The following is a 13,295-nucleotide window of genomic DNA, read 5'->3' as shown; positions in this document are numbered from 1 at the left end:
GCGGATCGTACGGGCGGCGGTCAACGGTTGCGGCTCTGCATGTAGACGAGTTTCTCGAACAGGGTCAGGTCCTGCTCGTTCTTCAGCAGCGCGCCCACCAGCGGCGGGATCGCGACCTTGTCGTCCTGCGTCTGCAGGGCTTCCAGCGGGATGTCCTCGGCCAGCAGCAGCTTGAGCCAGTCGATCAGTTCCGAGGTCGAGGGCTTCTTTTTCAGCCCCGGCAGCTTGCGCACGTCGTAGAAGGTCTTCAGCGCGGCGGCCAGCAGGTCCTTCTTCAGCCCGGGGAAGTGGACGTCGACGATGGCCTGCATCGTGTCCGCCTCGGGGAACTTGATGTAGTGGAAGAAGCAGCGGCGCAGGAAGGCGTCCGGCAGCTCCTTCTCGTTGTTGGAGGTGATGAACACCAGCGGCCGGTGCTTCGCCCGGACCCATTCGCGGGTCTCGTAGACGTAGAACTCCATCCGGTCGAGCTCGCGCAGCAGGTCGTTGGGGAACTCGATGTCGGCCTTGTCGATCTCGTCGATCAGCAGCGCCACCGGGGTGTCCGACGCGAACGCTTCCCACAGCGTGCCCTTGACGATGTAGTTGGCGATGTCGCGCACCTTGTCGTCGCCCAGCTGACTGTCGCGCAGCCGGCTCACCGCGTCGTACTCGTACAGGCCCTGCTGGGCCTTGGTCGTGCTCTTCACGTGCCACTGCAGCAGCGGCAGCCCCAGGGCCTTCGCGACCTCCTCGGCCAGCAGCGTCTTGCCGGTGCCCGGTTCGCCCTTGACCAGCAGCGGCCGCGTCAGCGTGATGGCCGCGTTCACCGCCAGCATCAGGTCGGGCGTGGCGACGTAGTCCTGGGAACCTTGGAATTTCATGAGGGGCTTCTCTAGCGCAGGGGTGAAAACCAGTATATAGGGCCCCCCCTATAATCGCGCCGCCCCAAATCCTAGAAGATCGGGACCATGAGAAGACAACTGCAGATCTCCCTCGCGTTGATGCTGGCCGGTAGTGCGTTTGTTGTAGCCGCTCAGTCCAACGCTTCTTCGTCGCCCGCGCCGGGACAAGCGCCGTCGACGACCAACCCTGGCGCTTCAGCCGCCGCAACACCTGCCGCAACACCTGGCCCTCAAGCCGCACCTGGCCCCCAGGCCAACGTGCAGGCCAAGGTGGCCATGTGCATCGGCTGCCACGGCATTCCCGGGTATCAGGCGACCTTCCCCGAGGTCCACAAGGTACCGATGATCGCGGGCCAGAACGCCCAGTACATCGCCAATGCGCTGGCGGCTTACGCCAAGGGCGACCGCAAGCACCCGACGATGCGGGGCATCGCCCTGCCGCTGGGCGAGAGGGACATCTCCGAGATCTCCAACTACTACGCCGGCCTGGCCAAGGTCGATCCGGTGCCCGCGACGGTCGAGGCGCCGGCCGACATCAAGAAGCTGCTGGACAAGGGCGCCTGCGCGAGCTGTCACGGCGCCAACTTCAGCAAGCCCATCGACGGGACCTATCCGAAGATCGCCGGCCAGCACGCCGACTATCTTTACGTGGCCTTGAAGTCCTACCAGATCGAGGGCAAGCCGTATCACGGACGCAGCAACGCGGTGATGGCAGGCCAGGTCAAGCAATTCAGTCACGCGGAACTGAAGCTTCTGTCACAGTATCTGGCGGGTTTGCCGTCCGAACTACGTACAGTCCCGCAATCGCGGTTCCGCTGAAACGTGGCAGGCTGTCAGCCGGCCCCGGGTTCCAGCGAAAAGTAGTAGCCAAACCGCCCACCGGGGCGGTTTTTTCATGGTTGATCTGACTGTGCGTGCGCCAAGGAGGGCGCCATACTGTGTTGTCCTGGACGAAAACGCCAGTCATGCTGAAGAAGATCCCCACGGCCCAGGTGAAGCTGGGCATGTATCTGCAAGGGATGGAAGGGTCGTGGCTGTCGCACCCTTTCTGGAAGACGAAATTCGTCCTCACCGATCCCGAGGATCTGAAGGCGCTGAAAGCGAGCGGCGTGCCGTTCTGCTGGATCGATGCGTCCAAGGGTCTGGATGTCGATGCGCCCGAGGTGCCGAAGGCGACCCTGGCGCCGCCGGCGGCCGCGCCTGCGCCCGTGGCGCCCGCCGCACCGGAGCCGGTCGCCGCGCCGGCGGTCGTTGCCGCCGCCCCCCGACTTGAATTGAGCACCGCGCCCGCCTCGATGGGCGAGGAGCTGGAGCGCGCCACGCAGGTGATGCAGCGCTCCAAGCGCGCGGTGATGCACCTGTTCGGCGAGGCCCGGCTGGGCAAGGCGATCGACGCGGAGCAATGCCTGCCCCTGGTGGAGGAGGTGGCGAGCTCGGTGGTCCGCAACCCGTCGGCGCTGATCAGCCTGGCGCGGCTCAAGACCAAGGACGACTACACCTACATGCACTCGGTGGCGGTGTGCGCGTTGATGGTGTCGCTGGCCCGGCAGATGGGCCTGGACGAGCCGCAGACGCGCGAGGCCGGCCTGGCGGGGCTGCTGCACGACGTCGGCAAGATGATGATGCCGCTGAACGTGCTGAACAAGCCGGGCGCGCTGACCGACGACGAGTTCGCGATCATGCGCGACCACCCGACGCGCGGCTTCGAGATGCTCAAGGAAGGCACGTCGGTGCCGGAGGCGGCGCTGGACGTGGCGCTGCGGCACCACGAGAAGATGGACGGCTCGGGCTACCCCGGCAAGCTGGCGGGCGAGCAGATCAGCCTGCTGTCGCGCATGGGCGCGGTGTGCGACGTGTACGACGCGATCACCTCGAACCGGCCCTACAAGAACGCGTGGGATCCGGCGTCGTCGCTGGCGCGCATGGCGCAGTGGACGGGGCATTTCGATCCGCGGGTGTTCCAGGCCTTCGTGAAGTGCGTGGGCATCTATCCGGTGGGGACGCTGGTGAAGCTGCAGTCGGGCCGCCTGGGCGTGGTGCTGGAGCAGAACGCCACGGCGCTGACGGCGCCGCGGGTGCGGGTGTTCTATTCGACCAAGTCGCAGATGCCGATCCCGACGCTGGTGCTGGACCTGTCCGCGCAGAATGCCGGCGACCGCATCGTCGGCCGCGAGGACCCGGCGACCTGGGGCTTCCAGCGGCTCGACGAGCTCTGGCAGGCGCCGGCGAAGTGACGCCACACGGACGCCGCGCAGCCTCGGGAGAGGCTGCGTGCGCAGTCCCCGCAAGTCTCGGTAGTCATCGATGACTCAGAGCGGTAGCGCTCCTCAATGTCTGAGGCGAAAGTCTCCTAGTTCAGGCAATGGTTCGCCTGAACCGTCCGCAGGAAGATGCAGACCTCGCGCTGATGAATGGCGCTGGAGGTCACTTGATGGCAGTCCTGTTGAAAGAGGCGAGCCCCGCCGACGAAGTGCCGGCACGTCCGCGGAAATCCGAGCCGCTGCAACCACCGTTTGATGTCGTGACTTATGCGGGTCCGGTCACCGTCGAGGGCTATGAGCGACTGAGCACAGTCCTCGAACAGCAACGCACGAACGACCAAGTCCTTGTCGTGCTTGAGACGCCTGGCGGTGATCCGCATGCGGCATTCCGCATCGCCAGGGCCCTGGGGTTCCACTACCAACGTGTCGAGGCCCTTGTGCCGCGTTACTGCAAGAGTGCGGGAACGCTGATCGTGCTCGGCGCGTCGGTGTTGCATATGGGCGATCGTGGCGAGTTGGGCCCCATCGATATGCAGATTCCGAGGGTGGGTGAATTTTCGATTCGCGGCTCCGGACTCGAGTTCGGCGGCGTTCTGGATCAGTTGCTGCCGCATCAGATTCAAAGCTTCGCCATTGCGGTGCGCGCCATCTCGGCCCAGGGCCTGTCCAACGAAGCGGCAGTCAATGCAGCTTCACTGATGACTGCGCGCATGTTCCGACCGGTGCTCGAAAAGGTCGATCCTCGTCGACTCGTCGAGGTGACGCGCGCGATGGCCATTGCCGCCGCGTATGGCGAGCGTCTGGCGCAGAAGGGCGGCAACATCGATGCAGATGGCATCAATGAACTGATGCGGCGATATCCATCGCACGCGTTCGCGATCGATCGCAAGGAGGCGCGGCGCCTGTTCTTCGACGTCCGGGAGCCGATCGGTGCAGTCGCCGAGATTGCCACACGGCTCGGGCATTCGATGGCTTCGCTCAACACGCTTGCTGCGCCGACGGTCCAGCTGTTTCGTTTTCCTTTCATTGACAAGGAGGATTCACATGTACTCGAAGGAACCCATGCACGAGGTTTTTGCCCGCTCGCGCCAGCTGATGTTTGAAGCCATGTTGAGGATGTATCCCGGTCTGTTTGACATGCACCGAACCCGGCCGCCCATGCCGGCGCCGTCGCCGACGCCGTGGGAAGCTCGATCGTGGTCGGAGGAGGAGGCCGCGCGCAGGGCCTGGCACTACGCCCAAAATTTCGCTGTCCCCTCTCGCGTGCTGCCCGATGAGCAGTGACCCGTCCGGAAAGACCCCGACCTCCCGCTGAGCCTGCGCTCCCTACACTCCCCGACATCACACGACGTCGGGGAGCGCGGGATGACACGAAGGCTCATGCTGCTGGCGCTGTGCGCCGGCGTGGTCGGCGGCACCCTCGTGGGCGCGCTCGGCGGGGCATCGGCGGCCCACGCGCAGACGCTGCGCTGGGCCAGCCAGGGCGACGCCCAGACGATGGATCCGCACTCGCAGAACGAGAGCCTCACCAACGGCATGAACTCGCAGGTCTACGAGCGGCTCACCGCCCGCGACCGCCAGCTCGCCATCGTGCCGGGTCTTGCCACCGAATGGACCCAGGTCAGTCCGCTCGTCTGGCGCTTCAAGCTGCGCCCCAACGTCAAGTTCCACGACGGCTCCCCGTTCACCGCCGACGACGTCGTGTTCTCGCTGCAGCGCGCCAAGGCGCCGACCTCGCAGGTCGCCGTCTACGCCAATGCCGTCGGCACCGCGCGCAAGATCGACGATCTGACCGTCGAGATCACCCAGCCGCGCTTCAATCCGATCTTCCTGCAGCACCTGGACCTGCTCTTCATCATGAGCAAGTCCTGGAGCGAACAGCACAAGGTGACGAAGCCCCTCAGCTTCAAGGACAACGAGGAGAGCTTCGCCGGCTTCAACATGAACGGCACCGGCCCTTTCATGCTGGTGCGCCGCCAGCCCGGCATCCGCACCGTCTACAAGCGCAATCCGAACTGGTGGGGCCGTTTCGAGGGCAACGTGCAGGAGGTGCAGTTCACGCCGATCTCCAACGACGCGACGCGGCTCGCCGCGCTGGTATCGGGCGAGGTCGACCTGCTGCTCGATCCGGCGCCGCGCGACGTGCCGCGGCTGCGCGCCACGCCCGGCGTGCAGGTGATCGAGGGACTGGAGAACCGGCTGATCTTCGTCGGCATGGACCAGGCGCGCGACACGCTGGTCTACGGCCGCTCGCCCAACGGCAAGAACCCGTTCCAGGACCTGCGCGTGCGGCGCGCGATGTACCAGGCCATCGACATCGAGGCCATCCACAAGCGCCTGATGAACGGCCTGTCGCAGCCCACGGGCGGCTTGACGCCGTCGCCGCTGGGCGCCTTCAACGATCCGGCGCTGGAGACGCGCCTGCCCTTCGACCTCGCCGCCGCGCGCAAGGCGATGGCCGATGCCGGATATCCCGAAGGCTTCGAGGTGACGCTGGACTGTCCCAACAACCGCTACGTCAACGACGAGGCGATCTGCCTCGCGCTCGCGTCGATGTGGGCGCAGATCAAGGTGAAAGTGAAGGTCAACGCGATGCCGCGCGTCCTCTACTTCCCCAAGCTGGAGCGCTACGAGACCAGCCTCTACCTGATGGGCTGGGGCGGCGCGATCACCGACGCGGAGACCATCCTGACGCCGGTCTACCGCAGCGACGACAAGCCTTCCGGGGCGGGCTACTACAACTACGGTCGGTCGAAGAATCCGAAGTTCGATCAACTCGCGGGCGCGTCGTCGGTGGAGGCGGATCCCGTCAAGCGCGAGCAACTGATCCGTGCCGCCCTGCAGGAATACCGCGAGCAGATCCATGTGATCCCCCTCCATCGGCAGGCTGCGCCGTGGGCGGTGCGACAAGGCGTGAAGGCCGTGCACCGCGCCGACAACTGGCTGGACTACGCCTGGGTGACACTGCCGAAATGACAGGGACCCTTGAGAAGCAATGGCTGGCGCGTCTGCGCGCCGATTACCGGACCGAACGAGGCCGCTGCGTCGTCAGTCACGAGCATGAAGGGCCGCTGCGGCTGTTGAAGAGCCTCTATCCCGAAGGCGACGCGATCTGCCACAGCGTGCTGGTGCATCCGCCCAGCGGGTTGGTCGGCGGCGACACCTTGGACATCGCGGTGACGGTGGGCGAGGGCGCCCACGCGCTGGTGACCACGCCGGGTGCGACGCGTTTCTATCGAAGTCCGACGAGGACGTTGGCCACCCAGCGCGTGCAGGCGTCGTTGGGCGACCGCGCCCGCCTGGAGTGGCTGCCGCTCGAGGCCATCGCCTATCCAGGCTGCGAGGCGCTCAACGAGGCGCGCTTCACCCTCGCGCCGACGGCGGAGCTGTTCGCCTGGGACATCACCGCGCTCGGGCTGCCCGGCGCGGGTCAGCCGTATTCGGCGGGACGTTTCCAGCAACATCTGGAGATTCCGGACGTCTGGCTCGAACGCGGACTGCTCGACGCGGGCGACGCGCTGCTGATGGACGGCGCACTGGGCCTGGCCGGCCATCGATGCCTCGGGACGCTGGTGTTCGCGGCCGGCGCCGCGATCGAACGCGGCCGCCGCGAAGAGGCGCTCGACGCCGTCCGTGCGTTGATCGACGCCGATCCGTTGCGACTCACGGCCGGAGCGACGGCGGCCCAGGACGGCGTGCTGGTCGTGCGCGCGCTGGGACCGGTCGTCGAGCCGGTGTCGCTGCTGCTGCGCCGCTGCTGGGCGGCCTGGCGTCAGGTCTTGTGGGGTCTGGACGGCACCTCGCCGCGCCTCTGGGCGATGTAGGCCGCGCGCCCGGCGCGACCGCTTCACCATGCCAGGGCAATTGCCCGGCCCGCACGCATCCCCCACTCTGGGGACGCCCCTCGATGTCGATGTGGCAACGATGTCTCAGAGTTGTAGCCAGCGCACCAGGGCAGCGCTTAGCATGGCCTCTCCACAGACGGTCTCCAGGGAGGTGATCGCATGGCTTCACGTACCGCTTCGTGCAGTTGCGGCCAATTGAAGATCGTGGTGCAGGGAGAGCCGCTGGGAACCGGCCTCTGCCATTGCCTGGCGTGCCAGCGTCGCACGGGCAGTGTCTTCGCGACGCTGGCGGCCTTCGCCGAACCTTATGAGGTCGTCGGCATCGCCACCGAGTTCGTGCGCGCCGGCGACCAGGGCGCACGCTTCCGCTTCCACTTCTGCCCCGTCTGCGGGAGCAACGTCTTCCACACGGAAGAAGGCGTGGAAGGCTCCGTCGGCGTCGCCGTCGGCGGGTTCGGAGATCCTTCGTTCCCGCCGCCCCAGGACTCGGTCTACACCTGCCGCATGCACGGCTGGGTCCGGTTGCCGGAGGAGGTCAGAACCTATGACAAGGACACGATGTAGCGGGGAGAGTCAGGCGAAGAGCGCCGCATGACTGCCTAGAGCCCGCGCGCTTTGCGCGCCCCTCACCCCAACCCCTCTCCCGCAGTGCGGGAGAGGGGCCAACGGGCACCGAGCCTCCATCGACTACTCCTGAGCGGTGGAGGCTCCCTCTCCCGCACTGCGGGAGAGGGCTGGGGTGAGGGCCAGCGGCCGTGGCAGTACTGAGGCCTTCTTGCTCCCTCTCCCGCTTGCGGGAGAGGGCTGGGGTGAGGGCCAGCGGCCGTGGCAGTACTGAGGCCTTCTTGCTCCCTCTCCCGCTTGCGGGAGAGGGCTGGGGTGAGGGCCAGCGGCGGAGGCAGTACGCATCCACCGGTCCCGGGCGCCGCGCTTCCGCCATGACTCGTCGGCGGGGCGCCCGGGCCGATGGGGCGTTCCTGTGTTCCTCGTTTCCGATCAGGCGGCCAGACGCAGGTCCGGCCGGACTTCGGTGAACGTGGCCGGGCGCAGCGGCTGGGCCAGGCGCAGCAGGTGGTGCGGCTCGCTCAGGAAGCGCATGCGGTCGGCGTTGCTCATCGCGTCGACGACGCCCGGCTGCGCCGTCAGCTCGCCCAGGCGACGGGCGCGCACTTCGGCGCGCTTGCCCAGACCGACGTCGCGGCGACCCATCGCCTCGGCCGCCAGAGCGGTCAGGCGGCGGCTTGCCAGCAGGTCGGCGAAGCCGGGGAGGCGGCGCTCCTGGCGACCATAGGCCCAGGCGTTGCGCAGCACCGTCGGCGTGCGGCTTTCTTCCGGGATCACCAGCAGGCCGGCGCGGCGCATGCGCTCGCCCAGGCTGGCACGGCTCGACAGCACCGTGATCGGCGCGGCCAGCAGCAGCGGCAGGGCGATAGGCGCGATCCAGATCAGCGTCGACGGGCTCAGCGCGCCGATCAGCGCGGTGATGGCCAGCGTCACCAGGCTGATGCGGCCGTAGGCGGCGAAGGCCTCGCGCCAGGACACGTCCTCGGCGGCCCGCGGGGGCGACTTCCAGTCCAGCGAGATGCCCGTCAGCGCGACCACGCAGAAGATCGAATGCGCGACCATCCGCAGCGGCGCCTGCAGCAGCGACATGCCGGCTTCGGTGGCGCAGGAGGCCACCAGCTTCAGCGAGCCGCCGTACTGCGACTGCTCGCCGCGCAGGATCAGCGCGGCCACCGACAGCAGGCGCGGCAGGACCAGCATGCCGATCGTGCCCAGCCACAGCGCGGCCACGCCCGGGGCCAGCGAGCCGTCTTCCAGGAAGGGCTGGAAGGCCTCGTTGCCGCCGACGTTCCAGAGCAGCACGCCCAGGCCGACGTAGAGCAGCCACAGCGGCGCGGCCAGGTAGGACAGCGCGCCCGTCACCAGCATCGCGCGGTGGACGCCGTGCAGACCCGGTTCGGCGATCAGGCCGGCGTTCTGGATGTTGCCCTGGCACCAGCGGCGGTCGCGCTGCAGCTCGGCCAGCAGGTGCGGCGGCTGTTGCTCATAGCTGCCCGGCAGGTCGGCCACCAGCCACACCTGGTAGCCGGCGCGGCGCATCAGCGCGGCTTCGACGAAGTCATGGGACATGATGTCCTTGCCGCGCAGCGGCGCCAGCGCGCAATGCTTCATGAAGGGCTTGACGCGGATGATCGCGTTGTGGCCCCAGTAGTGGGCCTCGCCCAGCTGCCAGAACTGCATGCCGGCGGCGAACAGGCGACCGGTCACGCGGCTCGCGAACTGCTGTGCGCGGGCGTGCGGCGTGTCGTGGCCGCAGACCTGGTTGGCGGCTTGCAGGATGCCGGCGCGCGGATGCTTCTCCATCAGGCGCACCAGGCCCAGCAGGCAGTCGCCGCTCATCACGCTGTCGGCGTCCAGCACCACCATGTAGCGGTAGTTGCGGCCCCAGCGGCGGCAGAAGTCGGCGACGTTGCCGGCCTTCTTCTTCACCCGGCGCTGGCGCCAGCGGTAGTGGATCCGGCCGCGGCCGGCGAACTGCGCGCGCAGTTCGGCCCAGGCGGCCAGCTCCTGCGTGCGACGCTCGGGGTCGGAGCTGTCGGAGAGGATGTACACGTCGAACAGGCGCAGCGCGCCGGCCGCCGCGAGCGACTCGCAGCTGGCGCGCAGGCCGGCGAAGACGGTGGTGACGTCCTCGTTGCAGATCGGCATGACGAGCGCGGTGCGCGCGTCGGCGCCCAGCGCGTCATTGCCGGCGTCCTTGATGCTGATGGCGTGCCTGTCGCCGCGCAGCATGACCCAGAAGCCCATGACCGCGGTGACGCAGCCGGCGCTGACCCAGGCGAACAGCAGCGCGAACAGCCCCAGGTGCACGCACTGCAGTGCGAAGGCCCACGGATCGGACGCCCAGCCGCGATGCGTCTGCCAGAGCACCGCGGTCGCGAGCGCGGTGGCGCCGACGATCGACAGCTTCAGCGCGTTGCGGCGGTTCCTGGCGGCGGTCTCCCAGGCCTCGGGCGGCTCGGCGCCGGGCAGGGCGTCGACCGGCGGATTGCGCTGGCCCCAGGGACGGGGCACCATCGCGCCGCGCTTGATCGCCGGGGCGCTCGGACCGACCGGCCCGGGGGCGGCGGCGGCGGGGTGCACGGTGGCGGTGTGCGTGGATTCGATCATGTCGTGCTCCTTCACTGGGGAGGAAGAATCAGGCTCCAGGTCTCGGTGAGGACCTGTTGCTTCGTCTGGAGGAAGCCGCGCAGCTCGGTCGACTGACCGGGGCGGAGCTGCTTGATGCGGACGGCCATGCGCCAGCCGCCGGTGACCGGGTTCGGATAGGCGTTGACCTCGGTGACCTCGCCGTTGCCGTTGGTGCTGGCGACAGCCTTGACCTCGGCGCCGGCCGGCAGCGCGGCCAGCGACGGACCTTCGAAGTCGACGATGAACTGCTGCTCGTTCTTGTCGAGCTTGGCGTAGCTGTAGCCGGTGCGGGACTGCACGGCCCAGGCGCCGGGCGGGCGCTGCTGCTGCTCGCCCTGCAGGTGCAGGCGGTACGAGTAGTCCAGCGGCTGGCCCGGGGCCGGCTGCTTGGCGGGCACCCAGTAGGCGACGATGTTGTCGTGCGTCTCGTCGGGCGTGTGCAGCGACATCAGCTCCACGCGGCCCGGACCCCAGTCGCTGGTCGGCTCGACCCAGGCGGAGGGGCGCATCTCGTAGCGCGCCTCGGTGTCCTCGTAGTTGGCGAACTTGCGGTCGCGCTGCATCAGGCCGAAGCCCTTCACGCCGGGCAGGGTGAACGAGGTGGTCAGCGTGCCGTTCGGGTTGATCAGCGGACGCCAGATCCATTCGCCGGTCGAGCTCGCGACCATCAGGCCGTCGCTGTCGTGGACTTCGGGTCGGAAGTCGCCCTTCTGCGGCTGGTTCTCGCCGAACAGGTACATGCTGGTCAGCGGGGCCATCGCCAGCGTGGCGACCGGCGAGCGCATGAACAGGCGTACGCGGGTCTCGACCACGGTCTCGGCGCCGGGCTTGATCACGAAGGTGTAGACGCCGCTGGCGCGCTGCGAGTCCAGCAGCGCATGCACGGTCAGCGACTTGGCATCGGCGGCGGGGCGCTCGATCCAGAACTCGGTGAAGCGCGGGAATTCCTCGCCCTTGCCGCCGACGGTGTCGATGGCCAGGCCGCGGGCCGACAGGCCGTAATGCTGGTTGGCGCCCAGGACGCGGAAGTAGCTCGCGCCCAGGAAGACGGCCAGTTCGTCCTTGTACTTGTCGTTGTTCAACGCGTAGTGCGCGCGGAACCCGGCGTAGCCGACGTCGCCCCACTTCTGCGGCGACAGCTGGCTGTTCTTGCCGTAGTCGAAATCCTCGCGCTTGAAGGGGACAGGTCTTGCCTGGCCGCCGACGATCTCGTTGATGCGCACGGCCTGGGTCTGGTAGTGGCCCAGGTGGAAGAACATCAGCTCGAAGGGCAGCTTCTCCTCGCGCCACAGCGCGCGCGCCGGCTTGAACCGGATGTCGCGCATCTGGTCGTAGTTCAGGTTCTTGAGCTCGGTCGGGAGCGTGTCCGGCGGCGCGACGTAGGGCTTGGCCGCGAGCGCCTTGGCGCGCTCGGCCACCTCGTCGAAGCCGAAGGCGTGCGCCGCGGCGGTGGCCGCCAGCAGCGCGGCGCCGACCGCGAGTCCGAAGAACGACCCCATCCACCGACGCTGGCCGGCCTGAAGGCGGGCACTGGCCGCCTGGATGAGGATCCGAGAGGAGGGGGTGTGAATATTTCTCATGTGACACACCTACTGCAAGGCCTGTGCCACATGGGAAATCTGTTTTAAATCAACAACTTACGTCGTTGGTGCGGTGCCGCACACGGGAATTTCTGTCGCCGGAGGGCGACGCGATTGCCGCCGGTTCTTCCAAGTGCTTGATTTGAAAGGGATTTTCTTGTCGCTATTCAGCGACAGGCCCGTCGGCGCGGAACATGGAGGGGTCCAGCCCGTTGCGCTGCAGCAAGCGGTAGAACTCGGTCCGGTTGCGGTCGGCGAGCCGCGCGGCATCGGCCACGTTGCCGTCGGTGAGCTTGAGCAGACCCACCAGGTACTCGCGCTCGAAGCGCTGTCGCGCCTCGGCGTAAGGAAGTACTTCGATGCTGGGCGAGCGCAGCGCGCGCTGCACCAGTGAGAGCGGGATCAGCGGTGAGGTGGCCAGCGCGCTGACCTGCTCCACGACGTTGTGGAGCTGGCGCACGTTGCCCGGCCAGGCGGCCATGGTGAGCGCCTTCAGCGCATCGGGCGCGAAGCCGTTGAGGCGCTTGTCGTACTTGGTCGCGAGCTTCTGCAGGAAGTGCTGCGCCAGCAGCGGGATGTCCTCGCGGCGCTCGTCCAGCGTGGGCAGCGTCAGGCTGACGACGTTGAGGCGGTAGTAGAGGTCCTCGCGGAACTGGCCCTCGGCCAGGGCGGCTTCGAGGTCGCGGTGGGTCGCGGACAGGATGCGGACGTCGATGGGCACCGCGGCGCTGGCGCCGACCGGGCGCACCTGGTGCTCTTGCAGCACGCGCAGCAGCTTGACCTGCAGCGGCAGTGGCATGTCGCCGATCTCGTCGAGCAGCAGCGTGCCGCCGTCGGCGGCCTGGAACAGGCCGCGATGGTTGGCCAGCGCACCGGTGAAGGCGCCCTTGACGTGGCCGAAGAGCTCGGACTCCAGCAGCGGCTCCGGGATCGCGCCGCAGTTGACGGCGACGAAGGGCCGCTTGGCGCGCGGGCTGGCCGCGTGGATCGCGCGGGCGAGCAGCTCCTTGCCGCTGCCGCTCTCGCCGCGGATCAGCACCGGCGCCTGCGAGGCGGACACCAGCCGCGCCTCGGCCAGCACCTCGGCCATCACGTTGGAGCGGCTGACGATGGACTCGCGCCAGAGTTGGTCGGGGCTGTCGTCCTGGTGGACGGCGGTGAGGGTCAGGGCTTGCGCGATGGTGTCGAGCAGCGCGCGGCCGTCGAAGGGCTTGGTCAGGTAGGTGTAGACGCCCTGCGCGGTGGCGGCGACGGCGTCGGGAATGGTGCCGTGGGCGGTCAGCAGGATCACGGGCAGGGCGGGGTGGCGCTCGCGGATCGTGTTGAACAGCGCCAGGCCGTCCATGCCGGGCAGTTGCACGTCGCTGAGCACCAGCGCGGGCCGCTGCACGTCGAGCTTGGCGAGCGCCGCCTCGGCGCTGCCGACGGCGGTGACGTCGTAGCCGGCGGCTTCCAGCCGCATCTGCAGCAGCTTCAGCAGGTCGGCGTCGTCGTCGACGATGAGGAGTTTCGCCCCGCCGCTCATGCGCA

Annotated in this window: 10 protein-coding genes; 6 read left to right on the top strand and 4 right to left on the bottom strand. The window is 68.1% G+C overall.

The genetic code is table 11. From position 1 onward, the window contains the following. Positions 1–20 precede the first annotated feature (20 nt). Positions 21–863 carry an AAA family ATPase gene (locus ACQZ13_RS23570; protein WP_088406056.1) on the bottom strand — a complete coding sequence of 281 codons (843 nt, stop codon included), beginning with the start codon at positions 861–863 and terminating at the stop codon, positions 21–23. Positions 864–950: 87 nt separating this feature from the next. On the opposite strand from ACQZ13_RS23570, the gene ACQZ13_RS23565 reads away from it, so the two are divergent. The 6 genes from ACQZ13_RS23565 (at position 951) to ACQZ13_RS23540 (ending at position 7,554) form a co-directional block, all read left to right on the top strand. Then, positions 951–1,703, top strand: coding sequence for a c-type cytochrome (locus ACQZ13_RS23565; protein ID WP_431048325.1), 753 nt, complete (start codon positions 951–953; stop codon positions 1,701–1,703). Positions 1,704–1,849: 146 nt separating this feature from the next. Continuing rightward, the gene (locus ACQZ13_RS23560; RefSeq protein WP_431048324.1) at positions 1,850–3,118 is read left to right on the top strand and encodes an HD-GYP domain-containing protein; all 1,269 of its coding nucleotides are present in this window, start codon (positions 1,850–1,852) and stop codon (positions 3,116–3,118) included. Between the two features lie 197 nt (positions 3,119–3,315). Further along, the gene (locus ACQZ13_RS23555; protein ID WP_431048323.1) at positions 3,316–4,248 is read left to right on the top strand and encodes an SDH family Clp fold serine proteinase; all 933 of its coding nucleotides are present in this window, start codon (positions 3,316–3,318) and stop codon (positions 4,246–4,248) included. Positions 4,249–4,510: 262 nt separating this feature from the next. Continuing rightward, the gene (locus tag ACQZ13_RS23550) at positions 4,511–6,121 is read left to right on the top strand and encodes an ABC transporter substrate-binding protein (protein WP_431048322.1); all 1,611 of its coding nucleotides are present in this window, start codon (positions 4,511–4,513) and stop codon (positions 6,119–6,121) included. Then, positions 6,118–6,969, top strand: a complete 852-nt coding sequence (locus tag ACQZ13_RS23545; protein WP_431048321.1) for an urease accessory protein UreD — start codon at positions 6,118–6,120, stop codon at positions 6,967–6,969. Before ACQZ13_RS23550 ends, ACQZ13_RS23545 begins: the two co-directional genes overlap by 4 nt. 180 nt (positions 6,970–7,149) lie before the next feature. Continuing rightward, positions 7,150–7,554, top strand: a complete 405-nt coding sequence (locus ACQZ13_RS23540) for a GFA family protein (protein ID WP_431048320.1) — start codon at positions 7,150–7,152, stop codon at positions 7,552–7,554. A 432-nt stretch (positions 7,555–7,986) separates the two neighbouring features. Here the strand turns inward: ACQZ13_RS23540 and mdoH are convergent, their stop codons facing one another. From mdoH to ACQZ13_RS23525, 3 genes are all read right to left on the bottom strand, one after another. Continuing rightward, positions 7,987–10,164 (bottom strand): glucans biosynthesis glucosyltransferase MdoH, encoded by a 2,178-nt coding sequence (mdoH, locus tag ACQZ13_RS23535; protein ID WP_431048319.1) that lies wholly within the window; start codon positions 10,162–10,164, stop codon positions 7,987–7,989. A gap of 11 nt (positions 10,165–10,175) precedes the next feature. After that, on the bottom strand, positions 10,176–11,684 hold the full coding sequence (locus ACQZ13_RS23530) for a glucan biosynthesis protein G (protein WP_431053368.1): 1,509 nt from the start codon (positions 11,682–11,684) through the stop codon (positions 10,176–10,178). Positions 11,685–11,928: 244 nt separating this feature from the next. Continuing rightward, a complete protein-coding gene (locus tag ACQZ13_RS23525) occupies positions 11,929–13,290 on the bottom strand; it encodes a sigma 54-interacting transcriptional regulator (RefSeq protein ID WP_431048318.1) in 1,362 nt (453 codons plus the stop codon). Between the last annotated feature and the right edge of the window lie 5 nt (positions 13,291–13,295).

The sequence above is a fragment of the Roseateles sp. L2-2 genome (assembly GCF_050613215.1).
GTDB classification, from domain to species: domain Bacteria; phylum Pseudomonadota; class Gammaproteobacteria; order Burkholderiales; family Burkholderiaceae_C; genus Roseateles; species Roseateles noduli.
Note: the sequence above shows the minus strand (reverse complement) of the source record. Positions and strands in the feature narration are given on the sequence as shown.

Bases quoted from the DNA above. Each gene is read 5' to 3' on its own strand.
- ACQZ13_RS23570 (WP_088406056.1), bottom strand. From the start codon at position 863: ATGAAATTCCAAGGTTCCCAGGACTACGTCGCCACGCCCGACCTGATG.
- ACQZ13_RS23565 (WP_431048325.1), top strand. From the start codon at position 951: ATGAGAAGACAACTGCAGATCTCCCTCGCGTTGATGCTGGCCGGTAGT.
- ACQZ13_RS23560 (WP_431048324.1), top strand. From the start codon at position 1,850: ATGCTGAAGAAGATCCCCACGGCCCAGGTGAAGCTGGGCATGTATCTG.
- ACQZ13_RS23555 (WP_431048323.1), top strand. From the start codon at position 3,316: ATGGCAGTCCTGTTGAAAGAGGCGAGCCCCGCCGACGAAGTGCCGGCA.
- ACQZ13_RS23550 (WP_431048322.1), top strand. From the start codon at position 4,511: ATGACACGAAGGCTCATGCTGCTGGCGCTGTGCGCCGGCGTGGTCGGC.
- ACQZ13_RS23545 (WP_431048321.1), top strand. From the start codon at position 6,118: ATGACAGGGACCCTTGAGAAGCAATGGCTGGCGCGTCTGCGCGCCGAT.
- ACQZ13_RS23540 (WP_431048320.1), top strand. From the start codon at position 7,150: ATGGCTTCACGTACCGCTTCGTGCAGTTGCGGCCAATTGAAGATCGTG.
- mdoH (WP_431048319.1), bottom strand. From the start codon at position 10,164: ATGATCGAATCCACGCACACCGCCACCGTGCACCCCGCCGCCGCCGCC.
- ACQZ13_RS23530 (WP_431053368.1), bottom strand. From the start codon at position 11,684: ATGGGGTCGTTCTTCGGACTCGCGGTCGGCGCCGCGCTGCTGGCGGCC.
- ACQZ13_RS23525 (WP_431048318.1), bottom strand. From the start codon at position 13,290: ATGAGCGGCGGGGCGAAACTCCTCATCGTCGACGACGACGCCGACCTG.